Annotated in this window: 11 protein-coding genes; 7 read left to right on the forward strand and 4 right to left on the reverse strand. The window is 55.3% G+C overall.

What is annotated here, in order from left to right:
- Positions 1 to 195: 195 nt before the first annotated feature.
- The gene (locus tag OGV50_RS12655) at positions 196 to 633 is read right to left on the reverse strand and encodes an acetyltransferase (protein WP_200091001.1); all 438 of its coding nucleotides are present in this window, start codon (positions 631 to 633) and stop codon (positions 196 to 198) included.
- Positions 634 to 789: 156 nt separating this feature from the next.
- On the opposite strand from OGV50_RS12655, the gene metA reads away from it, so the two are divergent.
- The 4 genes from metA to aceK all read left to right on the forward strand — a co-directional run bounded on the left by metA (position 790) and on the right by aceK (position 6,750).
- Positions 790 to 1,719 (forward strand): homoserine O-acetyltransferase MetA, encoded by a 930-nt coding sequence (metA, locus tag OGV50_RS12660; protein WP_012134677.1) that lies wholly within the window; start codon positions 790 to 792, stop codon positions 1,717 to 1,719.
- Positions 1,720 to 1,987: 268 nt separating this feature from the next.
- Positions 1,988 to 3,589, forward strand: a complete 1,602-nt coding sequence (aceB, locus tag OGV50_RS12665) for a malate synthase A (RefSeq protein ID WP_200091003.1) — start codon at positions 1,988 to 1,990, stop codon at positions 3,587 to 3,589.
- 31 nt (positions 3,590 to 3,620) lie between these two features.
- A complete protein-coding gene (gene aceA, locus OGV50_RS12670) occupies positions 3,621 to 4,925 on the forward strand; it encodes an isocitrate lyase (RefSeq protein ID WP_024130843.1) in 1,305 nt (434 codons plus the stop codon).
- Positions 4,926 to 5,022: 97 nt separating this feature from the next.
- Positions 5,023 to 6,750 (forward strand): bifunctional isocitrate dehydrogenase kinase/phosphatase, encoded by a 1,728-nt coding sequence (gene aceK / locus OGV50_RS12675; RefSeq protein ID WP_012134674.1) that lies wholly within the window; start codon positions 5,023 to 5,025, stop codon positions 6,748 to 6,750.
- An 83-nt stretch (positions 6,751 to 6,833) separates the two neighbouring features.
- Here aceK and iclR read toward each other — a convergent pair whose 3' ends face one another.
- A complete protein-coding gene (iclR, locus tag OGV50_RS12680; RefSeq protein ID WP_058668403.1) occupies positions 6,834 to 7,658 on the reverse strand; it encodes a glyoxylate bypass operon transcriptional repressor IclR in 825 nt (274 codons plus the stop codon).
- A gap of 197 nt (positions 7,659 to 7,855) precedes the next feature.
- On the opposite strand from iclR, the gene metH reads away from it, so the two are divergent.
- Both metH and OGV50_RS12690 read left to right on the forward strand, forming a co-directional pair.
- The gene (gene metH, locus OGV50_RS12685; protein WP_024130842.1) at positions 7,856 to 11,539 is read left to right on the forward strand and encodes a methionine synthase; all 3,684 of its coding nucleotides are present in this window, start codon (positions 7,856 to 7,858) and stop codon (positions 11,537 to 11,539) included.
- 210 nt (positions 11,540 to 11,749) lie between these two features.
- Positions 11,750 to 13,381, forward strand: coding sequence for a Na/Pi cotransporter family protein (locus OGV50_RS12690; RefSeq protein ID WP_024130841.1), 1,632 nt, complete (start codon positions 11,750 to 11,752; stop codon positions 13,379 to 13,381).
- A gap of 116 nt (positions 13,382 to 13,497) precedes the next feature.
- Here the strand turns inward: OGV50_RS12690 and pepE are convergent, their stop codons facing one another.
- Positions 13,498 to 14,187, reverse strand: coding sequence for a dipeptidase PepE (gene pepE / locus OGV50_RS12695; protein WP_286488568.1), 690 nt, complete (start codon positions 14,185 to 14,187; stop codon positions 13,498 to 13,500).
- A gap of 227 nt (positions 14,188 to 14,414) precedes the next feature.
- Here pepE and rluF point away from each other — a divergent pair, with 227 nt between their 5' ends.
- Positions 14,415 to 15,290 (forward strand): 23S rRNA pseudouridine(2604) synthase RluF, encoded by an 876-nt coding sequence (rluF, locus tag OGV50_RS12700; protein ID WP_012134668.1) that lies wholly within the window; start codon positions 14,415 to 14,417, stop codon positions 15,288 to 15,290.
- Here rluF and OGV50_RS12705 read toward each other — a convergent pair.
- A complete protein-coding gene (locus OGV50_RS12705; protein ID WP_012134667.1) occupies positions 15,287 to 15,559 on the reverse strand; it encodes a YjbD family protein in 273 nt (90 codons plus the stop codon). The genes rluF and OGV50_RS12705 overlap by 4 nt on opposite strands.
- Between the last annotated feature and the right edge of the window lie 51 nt (positions 15,560 to 15,610).

Below are 15,610 nucleotides of genomic sequence, written 5' to 3' on the forward strand. Positions count from 1 at the left end.
AGTGAAGAGGCCATCCTGAGGGATGGCCTTTTTGCGTTCATGCGCCCGGGTGCAGCCGGATGGCGGCTGCGCCTTATCCCGCCTGTAAAAACATCCCGGGTATTTTGCACACAGTCTGTAGGCCGGATAAGGTGTTCACACCGCCATCCGGCATATATGCGCTGTTCTGCCGGATGACGCTGCGCCTTATCTGGCCTACGTATGAACCAGATTCAATAACGGATACGGTCTGCCAAGATCGTCTACCTCTGAACGTCCTGTCACTTTAAATCCCATCTTTTTGTAGAACCCAACCGCTTGTTCATTCTGTTCGTTAACGTTGGTTGTTAACTCGGGAGCCAGCGTAATCGCATGCTCAACCAGCAATTTCCCTACGCCGCAGCCACGAACGTCGGGATCGACAAACAGGGCATCCATGTGCTGCCCGGTCAGCAGCATAAACGCGACGGGCTCATCCTGCTCTGTCACTGCCACCCATAACGGCGCTTCTGGTAAAAAAGAACGCACCAGCTCTTCCAGCTCGCTCCGATAGGATGCAGACAAAAAATGGTGCGTAGCATCAACAGAACGACACCAGATAGCAATCAGTTTTTCCCCTTCATCCTGCCGCGATCGGCGAATGCTAATAACCATATTATCTCCTTTTCTTTGTGCTTATATTCTATCGTAAACACCGCCGTGAAACTTTCTCACCTTCAACATGCAGGCTCGACATTAGAAGAATTTCTGGGTATCTTCAGCTATCTGGATGTCTAAACGTTTAAACGTATGTAGTGAGGTTATCAGGTTATGCCAATTCGCGTGCTGGACGAGCTACCCGCCGTCAATTTCTTACGTGAGGAAAACGTCTTTGTTATGACGACATCCCGCGCTTCTGGCCAGGAAATTCGTCCGCTGAAGGTGCTTATCCTCAACCTGATGCCGAAGAAGATTGAAACGGAAAACCAGTTCCTGCGCCTGCTGTCAAACTCACCGCTTCAGGTCGATGTTCAACTCTTGCGGATTGATGCCCGTGAATCGCGTAATACACCGGCAGAGCATCTGAACAACTTCTACTGTAACTTCGAGGATATCTGCGATCAGAATTTCGATGGGCTGATTGTCACCGGCGCGCCTCTGGGTCTGGTGGAGTTTAATGATGTTGCGTATTGGCCGCAGATTAAGCAGGTGCTGGAGTGGGCAAAAGATCACGTCACCTCAACGCTGTTTGTCTGTTGGGCGGTACAGGCCGCGCTTAATATTCTCTATGGCATTCCGAAGCAAACCCGCACAGATAAACTTTCCGGCGTCTACGAACATCACATCCTTCATCCTCATGCTTTACTGACTCGTGGTTTTGATGATTCATTCCTTGCTCCGCACTCACGCTATGCCGACTTCCCGGCGGCGCTGATTCGGGACTATACCGACCTTGAGATCCTCGCAGAAACTGAAGATGGAGATGCCTACCTGTTCGCCAGCAAAGATAAACGTATCGCGTTTGTAACCGGTCACCCGGAGTACGATGCCCATACGCTGGCCAGTGAATATTTCCGGGATGTTGAAGCAGGTTTAAGTCCGAATGTCCCGTACAACTATTTCCCGAAAAACGATCCGCAAAACAAACCTCGCGCGACCTGGCGCAGCCACGGTAATTTGCTGTTTACCAACTGGCTCAACTATTACGTCTACCAGATCACGCCATATGATCTGCGTCACATGAATCCAACGCTGGATTAATCTTCTGTAGCGCACGATCCTAAAGCGTTTCAGCATGTTGAAACAGGCACCTTCGGGTGCCTTTTTTATTTCTGAAATGCCGCTCATCTTGTAATTAAACTTTATTTTTATTGTTATCAATAAGTTAATTGATAATTAAATTAAAAATGGAAATTGTTTTTGATTTTGGAATTTAATTGAGTAGTCTTAGTTGTGCTGAACGAAAACCACACAACGATCCTTCGTTCGCATTGGGGATGTATTCGGATCAATGACGAGGAGCTGCATAATGAATCAACAGGCAACGACAACCGATGAACTGACCTTTACCAGGCCTTATGGTGAGCAGGAGAAGCAAATTCTGACCGCAGAAGCGGTAGAGTTTCTGACCGAACTGGTGACGCGTTTTACGCCAAAGCGTAACAAACTCCTCGCTGCTCGTATTCAGCAACAGCAGGATATTGATGACGGTAAGTTGCCTGATTTTATTTCGGAAACCGCTTCCATTCGTGATGGTGACTGGAAAATTCGCGGCATTCCTGACGATTTACAGGATCGTCGCGTGGAAATCACCGGCCCGGTAGAACGTAAAATGGTGATTAACGCGCTGAATGCTAACGTGAAAGTGTTCATGGCCGACTTTGAGGATTCACTGGCGCCGGAGTGGAGCAAAGTGATTGATGGCCAGATCAACCTGCGTGATGCGGTGAACGGCACCATCAGCTACACCAACGAAGCCGGGAAAATCTATCAACTCAAGCCGGACCCGGCGTTACTGATTTGTCGCGTACGCGGTTTACACCTGCCGGAAAAACATGTGACCTGGCGTGGCGAAGCCATTCCTGGCAGCCTGTTTGATTTCGCTCTCTACTTTTTCCACAACTATAAAGCGTTGCTGGCAAAAGGCAGCGGTCCGTATTTCTACCTGCCGAAAACTCAGGCCTGGCAGGAGGCAGCCTGGTGGAGCGAAGTCTTCAGCTATGCCGAAGACCGTTTTAATCTGCCACGCGGCACCATCAAAGCCACCTTGCTGATTGAAACGCTGCCTGCCGTCTTCCAGATGGATGAGATCCTGCACGCGCTGCGTGACCATATTGTTGGTCTTAACTGCGGCCGCTGGGATTACATTTTCAGCTATATCAAAACACTGAAAAATCACCCGGATCGCGTCCTGCCGGACCGTCAGGTGGTGACGATGGATAAACCGTTCCTCAGCGCCTATTCACGGCTGTTGATCAAAACCTGCCACAAGCGCGGCGCATTTGCGATGGGCGGCATGGCGGCGTTTATCCCGAGCAAAGACGCCGAGCGCAACAATCAAGTGCTCAACAAAGTGAAAGCGGACAAAGCGCTGGAAGCCAATAACGGTCATGACGGCACCTGGATCGCGCATCCGGGGCTGGCGGACACCGCGATGACGGTCTTTAACGAGGCGCTGGGCGAAAACCAGAACCAGCTGTTTGTTACCCGTGATGAAGATGCGCCCATTACTGCCGAACAGCTGCTGGCGCCCTGCGAGGGCGATCGTACCGAAGAGGGGATGCGCGCCAATATTCGCGTGGCGGTGCAGTACATCGAAGCATGGATTTCCGGTAATGGCTGCGTACCGATTTATGGCCTGATGGAAGATGCGGCAACGGCTGAAATCTCCCGTACCTCTATCTGGCAATGGATTCATCACGAGAAAACCCTGAGCAACGGCAAACCCGTCACGAAAGCGCTATTCCGCCAGATGCTGGCCGAAGAGATGCTGGTGATCCAGGACGAGCTGGGAGAGCACCGCTTCAGCAGCGGGCGCTTTGATGAAGCCGCGCGCCTGATGGAGCAGATCACTACCTCTGATGAACTGATCGATTTCTTGACCCTGCCAGGCTACCGCCTGCTGGCTTAACTCACCACATAACAATATGGAGCATCTGCACATGAAAACCCGTACCCAACAAATCGAAGAGTTACAGAAAGAATGGACGCAACCGCGCTGGGAAGGCATCCGTCGCCCGTATAGCGCGGAGGAAGTGGTGAAATTACGCGGCTCGGTCAACCCGGAATGTACGCTGGCGCAGCTTGGCGCGGCCAAAATGTGGCGTCTGCTGCATGGCGACGCGAAAAAAGGCTACATCAACAGCCTCGGCGCACTGACCGGCGGCCAGGCGCTGCAACAGGCGAAAGCGGGCATTGAGGCGGTCTATCTGTCCGGCTGGCAGGTGGCGGCGGACGCTAACCTGGCCTCCAGCATGTACCCGGATCAGTCGCTGTACCCGGCAAACTCTGTTCCGGCGGTCGTGGATCGGATCAACAACACTTTCCGTCGTGCGGATCAGATCCAGTGGGCGTCCGGCATTGAGCCTGGCGATCCGCGCTTTGTCGATTACTTCCTGCCGATCGTTGCCGATGCGGAGGCCGGTTTTGGCGGCGTACTGAACGCGTTTGAACTGATGAAATCGATGATCGAAGCCGGTGCAGCGGCTGTTCACTTCGAAGATCAGCTTGCGTCGGTGAAGAAGTGCGGTCATATGGGCGGCAAAGTTCTGGTGCCGACGCAGGAAGCCATTCAGAAACTGGTGGCTGCGCGTCTGGCGGCTGACGTGATGGGCGTACCGACGTTGCTGATTGCCCGTACCGACGCGGATGCGGCAGATCTGATAACCTCCGACTGCGACGCGTACGACAGTGAATTTATTACCGGCGAACGCACCAGCGAAGGCTTCTTCCGCACGCGTGCCGGTATTGAGCAGGCGATCAGCCGTGGGCTGGCGTATGCGCCTTACGCAGACCTGGTGTGGTGCGAAACCTCTACGCCAGACCTTGAACTGGCGAAGCGCTTTGCCGATGCCATCCACGCGAAATACCCGGGTAAACTGCTGGCCTACAACTGCTCGCCGTCGTTTAACTGGCAGAAGAACCTGGACGATAAAACCATCGCCAGCTTCCAGCAGCAGCTGTCGGACATGGGCTACAAGTACCAGTTCATCACCCTGGCGGGCATCCACAGCATGTGGTTCAACATGTTCGACCTGGCACATTCCTATGCGCAGGGTGAAGGCATGCGCCACTATGTTGAGAAGGTTCAGCAGCCAGAATTTGCGGCGGCCAAAGACGGTTACACCTTCGTGTCCCATCAGCAGGAAGTGGGAACAGGCTACTTCGACAAAGTGACCACCATCATTCAGGGCGGCACCTCCTCAGTGACGGCATTAACGGGTTCCACTGAAGAATCGCAGTTCTGATCCATGCCGGATGGCGCTTACGCTTATCCGGCCTACCCCGAACCGTAGGCCGGATAAGGTGCTTGCTCCGCCATCCGGCAACCGATGAGGACAAACCATGTCGCGTGGCCTGGAATTACTGATTGCTCAAACCATCCTGCAAGGCTTTGACGCGCAGTATGGTCGATTTCTGGAAGTGACTTCCGGCGCGCAGCAGCGCTTTGAACAGGCCGACTGGCATGCCGTGCAGCAGGCGATGAAAAGCCGTATCCACCTCTATGATCATCACGTTGGTCTGGTGGTGGAACAGTTACGCTGCATTACTGACGGCAAAAGCACCGATGCGGCCTTTTTACTGCGTGTCAAAGAGCATTACACCCGGCTGTTGCCGGATTACCCGCGCTTCGAGATTGCGGAGAGCTTTTTTAACTCCGTCTACTGTCGGTTATTTGACCACCGCTCGCTCACTCCCGAGCGGCTTTTTATCTTTAGCTCCCAGCCTGAACGCCGGTTTCGCACGATCCCGCGCCCGCTGGCGAAAGATTTCTTCCCCGATCACGGCTGGGAACCGCTGTTGACGCGTATTCTCAGCGATCTACCGCTGCGTTTGCCCTGGCAAAACAAAAGCCGTGATATTCATTACATCATTGCTCACCTGACGGAAACGTTCGGAGCGGAGGCTTTGCACCGCAGCCATTTGCAGGTGGCGAATGAGCTGTTTTATCGCAATAAAGCCGCCTGGCTGGTGGGGAAGTTGCTGACCCCAGCCGGCACGTTGCCGTTTTTGCTGCCGATTCATCGCACCGATGAAGGCGAACTGTTTGTCGATACCTGCCTGACCACCACGGCTGAGGCCAGTATCGTGTTTGGTTTTGCCCGTTCCTACTTCATGGTGTACGCGCCGTTGCCCGCTGCGCTGGTTGAGTGGCTGCGTGAGATCCTGCCAGGTAAAACCACCGCCGAGCTGTACATGGCGATTGGCTGTCAGAAGCATGCGAAAACCGAGAGCTATCGCGAGTATTTACTGTATCTGGCGAACAGCGATGAGCAGTTTATTGAAGCGCCCGGTATTCGCGGCATGGTGATGCTGGTGTTTACGCTGCCGGGCTTTGACCGGGTGTTTAAGATCATCAAGGATAGGTTTGCTCCACAAAAGGAGATGTCGGCCGCCCATGTGCGCGCCTGCTATCAACTCGTTAAAGAACACGATCGCGTCGGGCGGATGGCCGATACGCAGGAGTTCGAGAACTTTGTGCTGGAGAAGCGGCGAATTGCGCCAGCGCTAATGACGCTGTTGCGCCAGGAGGCGCCGGAGAAAATCATCGACCTTGGCGATCAGATAGTGATTCGCCATCTCTACATTGAGCGTCGTATGGTGCCGCTGAATATCTGGCTGGAGCAGGTGGAGGGCCAGCAACTGCGTGACGCGATTGAAGAGTACGGCAATGCGATTCGCCAGCTTGCCGCCGCCAACATTTTCCCCGGCGACATGCTGTTTAAAAACTTTGGCGTCACCCGCCACGGGCGCGTGGTGTTCTACGATTACGATGAAATTTGCTACATGACGGAAGTGAATTTCCGCGATATTCCGCAAGCGCGCTACCCGGAAGATGAGCTGGCCAGCGAGCCCTGGTACAGCGTTTCGCCAGGGGATGTTTTCCCGGAAGAGTTTCGCCACTGGCTGTGCGCTGACCCAAGAATTGGGCCGTTATTTGAGGAGATGCACGCCGACCTGTTCCGCGCCGACTACTGGCGGGCGTTACAGACGCGTATCCGCGAAGGGCACGTGGAAGATGTTTACGCCTATCGGCGCAAACAGCGGTTTTGCTTCAGATTTGCGGCTTGACGCCCGGTGGCGCTGCGCTTACCGGGCCTACACGTGACTGTAGGCTGGATAAGGCGCTTGCGCCGCCATCCGGCAAGCCTTGCTTATCTAAACCCGCCGTATGCCAGCGTGACTTCTTTCGCTGCTTTAATCACCATCGCGCCAAACTCGGTGACGCGATCGTCAGTGATGCGGGAAATCGGCCCGGAAATTGAGATCGCGGCAAACGGCTCGCGGTGCTCGTCGTAAATGCACGACGCAACGCAACGCAGGCCAAGCGCGTGCTCTTCATCATCAAAAGAATAACCGCGCTTGCGCGTCTGGGCGAGGTCGTCTTTCAGATGTACCGGCGACACCAGCGTGGCGTGGGTATAGGCATGCAGCCCTTTACGGTGCAGCAGGCCAGTCACCTGCTCTTCGCTGAGTTGCGCCAGAAACGCTTTCCCGGCGCCGGAAGCGTGCATTGGCAGTTTGCCGCCGATGGGCGCAGACATGCGCATCAGCTGTGTGCACTGTACCTGGTCGATAATAATCGCCTGGTGATCGCTCTGATCCAGCACCGCCAGATTGACCGTCTCGCCGGAGTCTTCCATCAGTTTGCGCAGGATAGGGTGGACAATCGCCAGCAGGTTACGGCTCTGCAAAAAACTGCTGCCGACGATAAACGCATGGGCGCCCACGGCCCAGTGGCCCAGATCTCCCACCTGCCGCACAAAGCCCTGCTGCTGCATGGTGGTTAACAAACGGTGTGTCGTGGAGTTCGGCAGGCCCGCCTGCTGCGCCAGTTCGGTCAGCGCGACGCTGCCGTTGGATTCGGCAATCCACTCCAGCAGCTTCAGGCCACGGGTCAACGACTGAACCTGCCCGGTTGCGGGCGCAGTGGCAGCGGCGGGTTTTCTACCGCGTTTCGCGGGGACAGGGGCAACCATGGCGGACTCCTTTTCTGTATCGTGGAAATCATTTTCGTTTTATTAAAATATAATGCAAGAATTCCTGCACTGATCGGAGGAGTGAAGCTGAACATGTCTCATGTTGCCCGTTGTTCTCTTTTCCGCCTGTCGTGTTTATGCCAGTATGGTTTGTTGGCCTTTTTTCGGTCCAGGTTGAGTGTTGTCGGGAGCAAGTCGTGAGCAGCAAAGTTGAACAACTGCGTGCGCAGTTAGATGAACGTATTCTGGTTCTGGATGGTGGCATGGGGACAATGATCCAGAGCTATCGCCTGAGTGAAGAGGATTTTCGCGGCGAGCGTTTTGCTGACTGGCCCTGCGATTTGAAAGGCAACAACGACCTGCTGGTACTCAGCAAGCCGGAGGTGATTACCGCGATTCATCACGCTTACTTTGAGGCGGGTGCGGATATCATCGAAACCAACACGTTTAACTCCACGACGATTGCGATGGCGGATTACCAGATGGAATCCCTGTCGGCGGAGATCAACTTTACCGCTGCGAAACTGGCCCGCGCCTGCGCCGATGAATGGACGGCGCGCACGCCGGAAAAACCGCGCTACGTTGCGGGCGTGCTTGGCCCAACCAACCGCACCGCATCCATCTCGCCGGACGTGAACGACCCGGCGTTTCGTAATATCTCCTTCGATCAGCTGGTCGCGGCCTATCGCGAATCCACCAAAGCGCTGGTGGAAGGCGGGTCAGACCTGATTCTGATTGAAACCGTCTTCGACACGCTGAATGCGAAAGCCGCCGTTTTTGCGGTGAAAGAAGAATTTGAAGCGCTGGGCGTCGAGCTGCCGATTATGATCTCCGGCACGATTACCGATGCGTCCGGGCGCACGCTCTCCGGCCAGACTACCGAAGCGTTTTATAACTCGCTGCGTCACGCCGAAGCGCTCACCTTTGGTCTTAACTGCGCGCTGGGGCCGGATGAACTGCGCCAGTATGTGCAGGAACTGGCGCGCATTGCCGAATGCTATGTCACCGCGCACCCGAATGCCGGTCTGCCTAACGCCTTCGGCGAATACGATCTTGATGCTGATACGATGGCGAAGCAGATCCGCGAGTGGGCGGAGTCGGGCTTTCTCAACATTGTCGGCGGCTGCTGTGGGACGACGCCGGAACACATTGCCGCGATGAGCCGCGCGGTTGATGGTTTAGCGCCGCGTAAACTGCCCGATATTCCGGTTGCCTGTCGTCTCTCTGGCCTTGAGCCGTTGAATATTGGCGATGACAGCCTGTTTGTAAACGTGGGTGAGCGTACTAACGTTACTGGTTCCGCTAAATTTAAGCGGCTGATCAAAGAAGAGAAATACAGCGAAGCGCTGGATGTCGCCCGCCAGCAGGTGGAGAGCGGCGCGCAGATTATCGATATCAACATGGATGAGGGGATGCTCGATGCCGAAGTCGCGATGGTGCGCTTCCTCAACCTGATTGCCGGTGAGCCGGATATCGCCCGCGTACCGATCATGATCGACTCCTCAAAATGGGAGGTCATCGAAAAAGGGCTGAAATGCATTCAGGGTAAAGGCATCGTTAACTCCATTTCGATGAAAGAGGGCGTGGAAACCTTTATCCACCATGCGAAGCTGCTGCGTCGCTACGGTGCGGCGGTGGTGGTGATGGCCTTTGATGAACAAGGGCAGGCCGATACCCGCGCGCGTAAGATCGAAATTTGCCGCCGGGCGTACAACATTCTCACCAAAGAGGTGGGCTTCCCGCCGGAAGACATTATCTTTGACCCGAACATTTTTGCCGTAGCGACCGGTATCGACGAACACAACAACTACGCGCAGGACTTTATCGGCGCCTGTGAAGATATCAAACGCGAACTGCCGCACGCGCTGATCTCCGGCGGCGTCTCTAACGTCTCCTTCTCGTTTCGCGGCAACGACCCGGTGCGCGAAGCGATTCATGCGGTGTTCCTCTACTACGCCATCCGTAACGGCATGGACATGGGGATCGTCAACGCCGGGCAACTGGCGATTTATGACGACCTGCCCGCCGAGCTGCGCGACGCGGTGGAAGATGTGATCCTCAATCGCCGCGACGATAGCACCGAGCGTCTGCTGGCGCTGGCGGAAAAATACCGTGGCAGCAAAGCCGATGATTCAGCCAATGCGCAACAGGCGGAATGGCGCAGTTGGGAAGTGAAAAAACGCCTTGAGTATTCGCTGGTAAAAGGCATTACCGAGTTTATCGAACAGGATACCGAAGAAGCCCGTCAGCAGGCGACGCGTCCGATCGAGGTTATCGAAGGGCCGCTGATGGACGGTATGAACGTGGTGGGCGATCTGTTCGGCGAAGGCAAAATGTTCCTGCCGCAGGTGGTGAAATCGGCCCGCGTCATGAAGCAGGCGGTGGCGTATCTGGAACCGTTTATTGAAGCCAGCAAAGAGCAGGGCTCCAGCAACGGTAAAATGGTTATCGCCACCGTGAAGGGCGATGTGCATGACATTGGCAAAAACATTGTTGGCGTTGTTTTACAGTGCAACAACTATGAAATCATCGATCTTGGCGTCATGGTGCCGGCAGAAAAAATCCTCAAAACCGCAAAGGAAGTGAATGCGGATTTGATTGGTCTCTCCGGCCTGATTACCCCGTCGCTGGATGAAATGGTCAACGTGGCGAAGGAGATGGAACGTCAGGGCTTCACCATCCCGCTGCTGATTGGCGGCGCGACCACGTCCAAAGCGCATACGGCGGTGAAGATTGAGCAGAACTACAGCGGCCCGACGGTCTATGTCCAGAACGCCTCGCGTACCGTGGGCGTCGTGGCGGCGTTGCTGTCTGAAACCCAGCACGATGAGTTTGTCGCCCGTACCCGTAAAGAGTATGAAACCGTGCGCATCCAGCATGCGCGTAAGAAACCGCGCACGCCGCCGGTGACGCTGGCCGCCGCGCGTGATAATGACCTGGCATTTGACTGGGAAAGCTATACACCGCCTGTCGCTCATCGTCTGGGCGTGCAGGACGTTGAGGCCAGTATCGAAACGCTGCGCAACTACATCGACTGGACGCCGTTCTTTATGACCTGGTCGCTGGCCGGGAAATATCCGCGCATTCTCGAAGACGAAGTGGTGGGCGAAGAGGCGAAACGCCTGTTTAAAGACGCCAACGACATGCTGGATAAACTGAGTGCGGAGAAAACGCTCAACCCACGTGGCGTGGTGGGGCTGTTCCCGGCAAACCGTGTGGGTGATGATATCGAAATTTATCGCGATGAGACGCGTACCCATGTGCTGGCGGTCAGCCATCATCTGCGTCAGCAAACGGAGAAGGTGGGTTTCGCCAACTATTGCCTGTCTGACTTTGTTGCGCCGAAACAGAGCGGCAAAGAGGATTACATCGGCGCCTTCGCCGTCACGGGCGGTCTGGAAGAGGATGCGCTGGCAGAGGCATTCGAGGCGCAGCATGATGATTACAACAAGATTATGGTCAAAGCGATCGCCGACCGTCTGGCGGAAGCCTTTGCGGAATACCTGCATGAGCGGGTACGTAAAGTCTACTGGGGCTATGCGGCGAATGAGAACCTCAGCAACGAGGAGCTGATCCGCGAAAACTATCAGGGGATTCGTCCGGCGCCAGGCTATCCGGCCTGCCCGGAGCACACTGAGAAGGGCACCATCTGGCAACTGCTGGACGTGGAAAAACACACCGGCATGAAGCTGACCGAATCCTACGCCATGTGGCCGGGTGCTTCCGTTTCCGGTTGGTACTTCAGCCATCCTGACAGCAAGTACTACACCGTCGCGCAAATACAGCGCGATCAGGTGGAGGATTATGCGCAGCGTAAAGGGATGACGGTCGCAGAGGTGGAGCGCTGGTTGGCCTCCAACCTGGGCTATGATGCCGACTAGTTCATAAAACTGTCATTTTTCCTTACAACAAACAGGGTGCTCATCGGGCGCCCTGTCTCTTTATTGTTTTGAAACCCTTATACTGGAAGAAGGTTCACGGGGCTACTTGCCGGATGGCGGCGTAAACGCCTATCCGGCCTACAAATATCTCCGTACGCCATCCGGTAAAAAGGCTGAACATCATAATAATGATAAGGAGTACCTGATTCTGTGTTAACTCTGCTACACCTGCTTTCTGCTGTTGCCCTGCTGGTGTGGGGCACCCATATTGTGCGTACCGGCGTGATGCGCGTTTTCGGCGCTCGTCTGCGTACCGTTCTCAGCCGCAGTGTTGAAAAGAAACCGCTCGCCTTCTGCGCGGGTATCGGCGTTACTGCGCTGGTGCAAAGCAGTAACGCCACGACTATGCTGGTGACGTCATTTGTCGCCCAGGATCTGGTCGCCCTGACGCCTGCACTGGTGATTGTGTTGGGGGCCGACGTTGGGACCGCGCTGATGGCGCGTATCCTTACCTTTGATTTGTCATGGTTATCGCCGCTGCTGATTTTCATCGGCGTTATCTTCTTTTTGGGGCGTAAGCAGTCACGCGCCGGACAACTGGGGCGAGTGGGGATCGGTCTTGGCCTGATACTGCTGGCGCTGGAGCTGATTGTGCAGGCGGTGACGCCGATTACTCAGGCGAATGGCGTACAGGTCATCTTCGCCTCGCTGACCGGCGACATCATGCTGGATGCGCTGATTGGCGCCATGTTTGCCATCATCAGCTATTCCAGCCTGGCAGCCGTCCTGCTGACGGCCACGCTGACGGCGGCGGGCATCATATCGTTCCCGGTCGCGTTGTGCCTGGTCATCGGCGCCAACCTCGGTTCCGGCCTGCTGGCGATGCTCAACAACAGCGCAGCCAATGCCGCCGCTCGCCGCGTGGCGCTGGGCAGTCTGCTGTTTAAGCTGGTGGGCAGCCTGATTATCCTGCCGTTTGTCCATGTGCTGGCCGATACGATGGATGCGTTACCGCTGCCAAAATCCGAACTGGTTATCTACTTCCACGTTTTTTACAACCTGGCGCGGTGTCTGGTGATGATTCCGTTCGCCGAACCGATGGCGCGTTTCTGTAAACGTATTATCCGCGATGAACCGGAACTGGATGCCCATCTGAAGCCTAAACATCTGGATGTCAGCGCGCTGGACACGCCAACGCTCGCGCTGGCCAATGCCGCCCGGGAAGCGCTGCGCATTGGTGATGCGATGGAGCAGATGATGGAAGGTCTGAAAAAGGTGATGCACGGCGAGCCGCGCGAAGAGAAAGAGTTGCGCAAGCTGGCGGATGATATCAACGTGCTTTACACCGCCATCAAACTCTATCTGGCGCGGATGCCGAAAGAGGAACTGGCGGAGGAAGAGTCGCGGCGCTGGGCGGAAATCATCGAGATGTCCCTTAACCTGGAGCAGGCCTCGGATATCGTCGAACGGATGGGCAGCGAGATTGCCGACAAGTCGCTGGCGGCGCGGCGGGCGTTTTCTATTGAAGGGCTGAAGGAGCTGGATGCGCTGTATGATCAGTTACTCAGCAACCTGCAACTGGCGATGTCGGTGTTTTTCTCCGGCGACGTCACCAGCGCCCGACGTTTGCGTCGCAGCAAACATCGTTTCCGTATTCTCAATCGTCGTTATTCACATGCGCATGTGGATCGCCTGCACCAGCAGAACGTACAGAGCATCGAAACCAGCTCATTGCATCTGGGACTGCTGGGCGATATGCAACGCCTGAATTCGCTGTTTTGTTCGGTGGCTTACAGTGTGCTGGAGCAGCCGGATGAAGACGACGAGCGGGATGACTATTGATTGCTAATTGCCGGATGGCGGCGTGAAACGCCTTATCCGGCCTACGTTATAAACACTATCCTGTAGGCCTGATAAACGTAGCGCCATCAGGCATTTTACATTCTACATGGCGACGATCAGAAGCGATGACCGGCTTCAAGAGGAACCGCTTCTTCACCCGCGTTGAACACATACGTCGTGTTTGGGCCGCCGAGTGTCGCCTGCCCCTTGCTCACCTGAATCCAGTTGCCTTCCGGCAGGCCAATCACCGTTAACTCTGGCGCGACCACCAGCAGCTCGCGAATACGCTGTTCGCGGGTTTCGCCTTTGTGACCTTCCGGCAACGCGTTAGTGAAGTGCGGGTTAATCTGCAACGGGAACAGACCCAGCGCATCAAACCCTTGTGGGTCAACGATTGGCATATCGTTGGTGGTGCGAATAGTCGGACAGGCAAGGTTCGCGCCCGCGCTCCAGCCGATATACAACGCGCCACGCTTAATGGCAGCCACGATGGGCGCCAGCAGCCCACGTTCACGGCTCTCTTTTAGCAACTGGAAAGTGTTCCCTCCGCCGACAATCACCACTTCCGCATCGGCAATCGCTGCGACCGGATCGGCGACGCTATGAATACCGGTCACTGAGACGCCGAGCGGCGCAAGGACTGCGGCGGTTTTCGCTGTGTAGTCGTCCCAGGTTTGCGTGACGCCAGCAAACGGGAGAAACACCGCTGAACGGCGGCCATGCAGTTGTTCCGCCACCAGCGGCAGCGCGTGTTCCAGCCAGGCTTTTCCCGGCAGAGTGGAGTTACTCAATAACAGCAGTTCCATGACATCTCCAGTAATCAAAAAGTAAAAACATCCGTGATGCTACCACCGCTCATCTTACCGCTTGCTGATGTGGCTCACGATGTGGTTATCGATATTCTGGAACGCGTCTTGCAGGGGGATTTCGTGATGTCATCGGCTTTATGAGCAGCGGTGAGCCGCACTCCTGTCATTCGACGCTTTTTCCCTGACCGCAAGGTGCGGTATATTTCGCTTTTACAGGAGAATTTATGCTGCCCGACTCATCTGTCCGATTAAATAAATACATCAGTGAAAGCGGAATTTGCTCGCGTCGCGAGGCGGATCGCTACATTGAACAAGGGAATGTCTTCATTAATGGCAAACGCGCCACCATTGGCGATCAGGTGATGCCTGGCGACGTGGTGAAGGTGAATGGTCGGTTGATTGAGCCGCGCGAAGCGGAAGATCTGGTCTTTATCGCGCTGAACAAGCCAGTAGGGATTGTCAGTACCACGGAAGACAGCGAACGCGATAACATCGTGGATTTCGTGAACCATAGCAAACGTATTTTCCCGATTGGCCGCCTGGATAAAGACTCCCAGGGGCTTATCTTTCTTACCAATCACGGCGATCTGGTCAACAAAATCCTCCGTGCCGGTAACGATCACGAGAAAGAGTATCTGGTCACGGTTGATAAGCCGGTGACGGATGACTTTATTCGCGGTATGGGCGCGGGCGTCCCGATCCTCGGCACGGTGACCAAAAAGTGCAAGGTGAAGAAGGAAGCGCCGTTTGTTTTCCGCATTACCCTGATTCAGGGGCTGAACCGCCAGATCCGCCGCATGTGCGAGCACTTTGGCTATGAAGTGACGAAACTCGAACGCACGCGCATTATGAACGTGAGTTTATCCGGTCTGCCGCCCGGCGAGTGGCGGGATCTGACGGATGACGAACTCATCGCTCTGTTTAAGCTGATCGAAAACTCTTCATCAGAAGCCAAACCAACGTCGAAGGCGAAAGCGAAGCCGAAAACGGCGGGCATTAAGCGTCCGGTGGTGAAAATCGAAAAAACCAATGAGAAAGCGCGCCCGGCGTCAAACGGAAAACGCTTTACCTCGCCGGGGCGGAAGAAGAAAGGGCGTTAACGTCTGCCGCGCGTCGGCGTATTGGCCGACCAGGAAAACGACGCCTCAGTATCTGGTTTATAAGCCTGCTTTTTCTTCAACTGGCGGGCTTTTTTGGCCTCTGCTTCGCGCAGCGCCATTAACTTATCAATGTACTCCTTTTTCACGCTGTTGGTTTCCGCATTCGTGAGCGGACGGCCATGTGCAATGCGCGCGCGGTCGAGCAGCGTTTTCAGTTCACGCTGCTCGCGCTCGGTCATCTCTTTTTGGGTGATGCGTGGGAGTGCCATAAATGTACCCTCGGTCAGTCAGATAACCCAGTGTACGGCAAAGTGCAGAGG

The organism is Citrobacter sp. CK180 (genome assembly GCF_030333655.1).
Lineage (GTDB): Bacteria > Pseudomonadota > Gammaproteobacteria > Enterobacterales > Enterobacteriaceae > Citrobacter_B > Citrobacter_B koseri.

What these genes read in the sequence shown, in the direction of transcription:
- OGV50_RS12655 (WP_200091001.1), bottom strand. Translation starts at nt 633, where the DNA reads ATGGTTATTAGCATTCGCCGATCGCGGCAGGATGAAGGGGAAAAACTG.
- aceK (WP_012134674.1), top strand. Translation starts at nt 5,023, where the DNA reads ATGTCGCGTGGCCTGGAATTACTGATTGCTCAAACCATCCTGCAAGGC.
- iclR (WP_058668403.1), bottom strand. Translation starts at nt 7,658, where the DNA reads ATGGTTGCCCCTGTCCCCGCGAAACGCGGTAGAAAACCCGCCGCTGCC.
- aceB (WP_200091003.1), top strand. Translation starts at nt 1,988, where the DNA reads ATGAATCAACAGGCAACGACAACCGATGAACTGACCTTTACCAGGCCT.
- metA (WP_012134677.1), top strand. Translation starts at nt 790, where the DNA reads ATGCCAATTCGCGTGCTGGACGAGCTACCCGCCGTCAATTTCTTACGT.
- OGV50_RS12705 (WP_012134667.1), bottom strand. Translation starts at nt 15,559, where the DNA reads ATGGCACTCCCACGCATCACCCAAAAAGAGATGACCGAGCGCGAGCAG.
- aceA (WP_024130843.1), top strand. Translation starts at nt 3,621, where the DNA reads ATGAAAACCCGTACCCAACAAATCGAAGAGTTACAGAAAGAATGGACG.
- rluF (WP_012134668.1), top strand. Translation starts at nt 14,415, where the DNA reads ATGCTGCCCGACTCATCTGTCCGATTAAATAAATACATCAGTGAAAGC.
- pepE (WP_286488568.1), bottom strand. Translation starts at nt 14,187, where the DNA reads ATGGAACTGCTGTTATTGAGTAACTCCACTCTGCCGGGAAAAGCCTGG.